Source organism: Parachitinimonas caeni, from assembly GCF_030129945.1.
Taxonomy (GTDB): domain Bacteria; phylum Pseudomonadota; class Gammaproteobacteria; order Burkholderiales; family Chitinimonadaceae; genus Parachitinimonas; species Parachitinimonas caeni.
In genome coordinates this window covers 33,872-39,871 of the sequence record NZ_JARRAF010000040.1, presented here as the reverse complement: position 1 = coordinate 39,871, position 6,000 = coordinate 33,872, and the positions used below count along the sequence as shown (strand labels likewise).

3 protein-coding genes are annotated in these 6,000 nt (G+C 63.0%); all 3 read left to right on the top strand.

The genetic code is table 11. The annotated features are described in order from the left end of the window. Positions 1 to 475: 475 nt before the first annotated feature. The 3 genes from PZA18_RS21085 to PZA18_RS21075 all read left to right on the top strand — a co-directional run bounded on the left by PZA18_RS21085 (position 476) and on the right by PZA18_RS21075 (position 5,343). Entirely contained in the window at positions 476 to 1,630 is a 1,155-nt protein-coding gene (locus PZA18_RS21085; protein WP_284102861.1) for a CmpA/NrtA family ABC transporter substrate-binding protein, read from the top strand. Between the two features lie 59 nt (positions 1,631 to 1,689). Further along, a complete protein-coding gene (locus PZA18_RS21080) occupies positions 1,690 to 2,901 on the top strand; it encodes a nitrate/nitrite transporter (protein ID WP_284102860.1) in 1,212 nt (403 codons plus the stop codon). A 780-nt stretch (positions 2,902 to 3,681) separates the two neighbouring features. Next, complete coding sequence (locus PZA18_RS21075; protein WP_284102859.1) at positions 3,682 to 5,343, top strand: bifunctional protein-serine/threonine kinase/phosphatase; 1,662 nt, start codon at positions 3,682 to 3,684, stop codon at positions 5,341 to 5,343. The last annotated feature ends 657 nt before the right edge of the window (positions 5,344 to 6,000 follow it).

Genomic DNA, 6,000 nt, shown 5'->3' with positions numbered 1-6,000 from the left:
GGGGCCTTTTGCATGTAAAAATGCGCGCGGTTTTGTGGGCTAAGCAAGCGATTTTTTACGCGGCAGCAGGCCCAAATCCGGCGAAACCCTCCGGGCCGGGTCGATTTTTGGGGCATGGCGTCGTTAGGGTTCGCTTATTTAGCTCGCTAAACCTCTCTCACCCTGCCTCACCCTGCCCCAAAACTCGGCCCGGCGCGACCGGAAACAAAACGTCAACAGAGCCTAGCTGGCACAGCAATTGCATAGGTAATGCGGTAACCCTTCCTGCCAATGGCGGTGGGAATAGACCTCTGATTCGATCTGACTCGATTAGGTAACCACAAAGGCGTGGGCCAACAGAGTTCGTGGTGTGGAAATCTGTTCATGACTTGAACCGGTTTCACATGGGTTGACGGACAACGGCGTCCGTTATCCGAGCAGAACGCTCGGGTAACGGACGCTTTTTTTTGGCCTGTAAAACGCGAAAGGGATTGTCGTGGCAATCGACATCGACCTGTCTGACTTGAATCGCCAGCAGCCTGAGAAAGCACGGGTGAGAGTCGGGTATATCCCGCTTGCCGACTGCGCGCCGGTTTTGCTGGCGGCCGAACTGGGCTTCGACTGCAAGTACGGCATCGAGATTGAGCCGGTGCAGCAAGCATCCTGGGCACAGCTGCGCGATGGGCTCGTTACAGGCCAGCTGGATGCCGCACACGCCCTGTATGGCCTGATTTACGGCAGCCATCTGGGCATTGGCTGCCCAGCGACGCCCATGGCCGTGCTGATGGGCCTTAATCGCAATGGTCAGGCGATTACGCTGGCCAACCGTCTGGCCGAGCAGGGGGTATGTGATGGCCCATCGCTGAAAGCACTATTGCGCTCGGGGGCGCGGCCCACCCTGGCTCATACCGCCACCACCGGTACCCATGCTATGTGGCTGTGCTACTGGCTGGCAGCTCAGGGTATCCACCCCCTGCAAGACCTCGATCTGATTGCCTTGCCGCCCCAGCGCATGGTGGCGGCCCTGCAGGCCGGGCAGATCCAGGGCTTCTGTGCCGGCGAGCCCTGGAACGCGCTGGCCATTGCCGGCAATGCCGGTTTTACCGTGACGACTTCCCAGGCCATCTGGCCGGATCACCCGGAAAAAGTACTGGGGGTCTGCGCATCGTGGCTGGCGGGTCATCGCCACACCGCCCGCGCCTTGATGGCGGCGGTACTCGATAGCTGTCGCTGGTTGGATGAGCAATCCGACCCGGACCATGTGATTGACATGCTGGCCGCTCCGGAAGTGATCGGGCTGCCCCGCCAGATCATTGCAGATCGTTTCATGGGGCGTTATCAGGATGGCCTGGGCCGGCAGTGGCACGACGCCCATCCCTTGTGCTTTTTCGACCACGGGCAGGTGAACTTTCCCTGGCTATCCGATGGTTTGTGGTTCATCGACCAGTTTCGGCGCTGGGGGCTGATCCGGGGCGCAATCGACCCGCTGACGGAAGTCAGCAGACTGCAGCAGACCGCGCTCTATCGCTCGGCAGCCGCACTGTCTGGGGTGTCAGTGCCCGCTGCTGGCATGCGCACTTCCACTCTGGTCGATGGCAGGGTCTGGGCAGGGCATCACTGGTCTGAACCCGAGCCTGCCGTCACCAGCTGATGGCCTGGCCCCTTTTTCATGTGTCTCAACTCTCAATCCATACCGATAGGAGCAAACCTATGAACAGGGATTTCTGGAAAGCCGGCCATTGGCCGACCTTGCTGGCAGCGTTTCTGTATTTCGATCTGAGTTTCATGGTCTGGTATGTGCTGGGACCGCTGGCGATTCAGATCGCGGCAGATCTGCATCTGACACCTCAGCAGCGCGGCTTGATGGTGGCGACCCCGATTCTTGCGGGTGCCTTTCTGCGCTTTGGTATGGGCCTGCTGGTAGATCGGCTTTCGCCCAAACTAGCCGGCATTCTGGGGCAGGTGGTGGTCATGCTGGCGCTGGGTGCGGCCTGGTATTTCGGCATTCATTCGCTCGAACAAGCCTTGCTGCTGGGGCTGTTTCTGGGGGTGGCAGGGGCTTCCTTCGCGGTGGCGCTGCCTTTGGCGTCGCAATGGTATCCACCACAGCACCAAGGCACGGCGATGGGGATAGCCGGTGCCGGCAACTCGGGCACGGTATTCGCCGCCTTGCTGGCGCCCGGTCTGGCGGCCGCCTTTGGCTGGCAGAACGTATTCGGCTTTGCCGTGATCCCGCTGGCTATCGTGTTCATTGCCTTCTGCCTGCTGGCAAAAAATGCACCGGAACGTCCTGCCCCCAAGGCGATTGCCGACTACCTGCGGGTACTGGGTGACAAGGATAGCTGGTGGTTCATGTTCTTCTACTGCGTCACCTTCGGCGGCTTTGCGGGTCTTGCCAGCGCCTTGCCCGGTTACTTTCACGATCAGTATGGCCTCAGCGCCATCACCGCCGGCTATTACACGGCTGCCTGTGTGTTTGCGGGTTCGATGATGCGTCCGCTGGGCGGCGCATTGGCTGACCGCATCGGCGGTGTGCGGACCCTGCTGGGGGTGTACACCGCCGCCGGGGTCTTGCTGGGGGTGGTAGGGCTGAATCTACCCAACGCCTATGCCGCGCTGGCCTTGTTCGTGGGCGCCATGCTGGCACTCGGTTGTGGGAACGGCGCGGTGTTCCAGCTGGTGCCACAGCGCTTTCGTAAGGAAATCGGCGTGATGACGGGCTTGATCGGCATGGCGGGTGGCGTGGGGGGGTTCCTGCTTGCAGCGGGTCTGGGCGCGGTCAAGCAGGCGACGGGTAGTTATCAGCTGGGGCTGTGGTTGTTCGCCAGTATGGGTCTGGTGGCGTGGTTGGGGCTGTATGGCGTCAAGCTGCGCTGGCGGACGACGTGGGGGGCGGCGGCGGTTGCGGGGGCGAGGGTGTGAGGGGGGGGCTGCTTATCTGCTCTGGCTAGGCACATGGCTGGAGCCAGGGTGATGCGGAGTTTTTCAGCGCCCTATGGCGCGTTGGTTTGGGAGCGGGGGGCGCCCCGCATGCGCCCTTCTTTCTTTGCTTCGTCAAAGAAAGAAGGCAAAGAAAGACGACCCAGCTTCACCGCCCTTCGGGTCCCCTGCGCTCCTCGCCCTGCGTGGCCGGTGCGTAAACTCGCCCGCCCTGCGGCCGGACTCAGACAAACGCCCCGGACGACCCCACGCCGGTCTGCGGTGCTCGGCGGTTCAGATGGGAGGGGGGCGCATAGCAACCGTTTTGGGACTGAAGTCATGGCGTGCGAAGAGATTGAGTGTGCTCACAGCGGTTTGCAGTTTGAGGCCGACCACAGCTCTAACCACAGCGAGCCCCTACTGCCCTCTAAGCCGCCGAGGGCCGGGACACTGGGCGGGGGAAGTCGGCGGCAGCCTGTTTGAGCGCGGCCGCAGGACGGGCGAGTTCTGCCGACGCCCGGCCAGTGGCCCGGACCGAGGGAAGTTGCGTAGCAACCGGCGCAGCGGGATCGCGCCTCGATGCTTCCTTTCTTTGGCGAGACAAAGAAAGGAAGGTGCCTGCGGGGCACCCCCCGCACCTAAATACCGCGCCGTAAGGCGCTTAACCGGAATTCATTAGTTGAGAACCAGAATGGGGTTCAGATTTGTACTGCCCTGCGGCGCTGAACTGAAATCGCTACAAGTGAGCACCAAGATGATGTTCAAAGAAAAGAAACCACACCCATGACCCTCGCGCTCACCATCGGTTCCGCCAGCAGCGCCGGCAAAGCCGAGCGCAATGAAGATGCACTGGCCTGCGTCACGCCGGATGCCGCGCAGCTGCTGGGCAAAGGCGCGCTGTTTGCCTTGGCCGATGGCGTCTCCGGCTGTGCTGATGGCCGGCTGGCGGCCACCAGCAGTGTGCGGGCGGTGGCGGCGGATTACTACGCCACGCCCGAAACCTGGGAGGTCGCCACCGCGTTGGACCGGCTGTTGAACGCCCATAACCGCTGGCTGCGTGCGCAGGGCAAACCCTTGCTGGCGGCCCTGACCACACTGGTGCTGCGCGGCCGTCGCTTTACGGTGGCGCATGTCGGCGACTGTCGCCTGTATCGGCTGTCAGCTGGCCGACTGGCCCGATTGACGGTGGAGCATGTGTGGGAAGAAGCCACCATGCGCCATGTGCTGAAGCGGGCGCTGGGGCTGGATGAACATCTGGTGGTGGATTTCTGCGACGGCGACTCGGCCGAAGGGGATGTTTTTCTACTGGCGAGCGATGGCGTCTGGACCAGCTTGCCCGACATGCATATCGGCGAACTGCTGCGCAACCAGCCCGAGCCACAGCATGCCTGCGATGCCCTGCTGGCTGCCGCACTGGAGGCGGGCGCCCGTGACAATCTGAGTGCCCTGGTGGTGCGGGTGGATGGCCTGCCGGCCGCCAATCTGGGTGATGAGCTGGCGCGTGGCAACTGTCTGCCGCTGCCGCCCCGCCTCAAGCCCGGCCAGCGCTTTGAAGCCCTGCAAATTGAAACGGTCCTGGCCGATTCGCCGGGCAGCCTGGCCTACCGGGTGCGGGATGATCACGGCCTGGCTTGGGTGATGAAAACCCTGCCACCGACGCTGGAAGGGGATGCCGACGCCGCGCAGGCCCTGTTGGTGGAAGAGTGGCTGCAGAAGCGGCTGTCACCGCCGCACTTTGCCGAGGTGAAAGCCGGTGTCGCCCGCCAGCATCTGTACTACCTGTTGCGCTGGTACGAGGGCGAGACGTTGACCCACCGCCGGCAGCGGTCCGAGCCGATGTCGGCCGATGAAGGCGTCGCCATCGGCCTGCGTCTGGCCCGGGCACTGGGCCAGTTGCATCGGCTCAATATCGTCCATCGCGACATCAAACCCGACAACCTGCACTGGGGGGCGGACGGCAAGCTGCGTCTGCTGGATCTGGGCGTGGCGCACTGCCCCGGCCTGACCCACCGACCCTTCACCCCCGGTACGCCCAGCTATATGGCGCCCGAATTGTTTGCGGGGGCCGAAGCCAGCCCGCAGTCCGATCTCTATGCCGTCGGCGTGACGCTGTACTGGTTGCTGACGGGCCGTTTTCCCTATGGCGAGGTCGAGGCTTTTCAGCGCCCGCAATTTGGTGCGCCGACCTTGCCCAGTCGTTACCGGCCCGATCTGCCGGGCTGGCTGGAGTCGGTGTTGCTCAAAGCCATCGATAAAGACCCCGCCCGCCGTTTCGAGACGGCCGAGGAGTTGTTGTTGGCGCTGGAACACGGCGAGGCCCGTCCCTTGAGTGTGCGTCGGCACACCCCTTGGGCCGAGCGGGCGCCCTTGCGGGTGTGGCGGGGCGTAGCTCTGGGTTCGCTGGGGTTGAATCTGCTGTTTTTGTATTGGTTGTTGTTGAGGTGATGGGGATGGTTGTTGATAGCCGTTTTCAGCGCCCTACGGCGCGGTGGTTTGGGAGCGGGGTGCGCCCCGCATGCGCCCTTCTTTCTTTGCTTCGCCAAAGAAAGAAGGCAAAGAAAGGCGAGCCCACTTCGCCGGTTGCTGCGCAACTTCCCTCGGTCTGGGCCACTGGTCGGGCGTCGGCAGAACTCGCCCGTCCTACGGCCGGGCTCAGACAGGCTGCCGCCGACTTCCCCCGCCCAGTGTCCCGGCCCTCGGCGGCTCAGAGGGCGAAAGGGGCTCGCTGTAGCGAAGTCAGCAGGTACCTCAACCCCTTCGTTTGCCATGACTTCAGCCCGAAAAGGGTTGTTATGCATCCCCTCCCATCTGAACCGCCGAGCACCGCAGACCGGAGTGGGGGTGTCCGGGGCGTTTGTCTGAGTCCGGCCGCAGGCCGGGCGAGTTTACGCACCGGCCACGCAGGGCGAGGAGCACAGGGAACCCGTAAGGGCGGTGAAGCTGGGTCGCCTTTCTTTGCTTCCTTTCTTTGGCGATGCAAAGAAAGGAAGGTGCCTGCGGGGCACCCCCCGCACCTAAATGCCGCGCCGCAGGCGCTTAACTGGAATCTCTACATTTGAGAACAAAGAAGATGCTGAGTTTTTTTGCGCCTTGCAGTGCGGT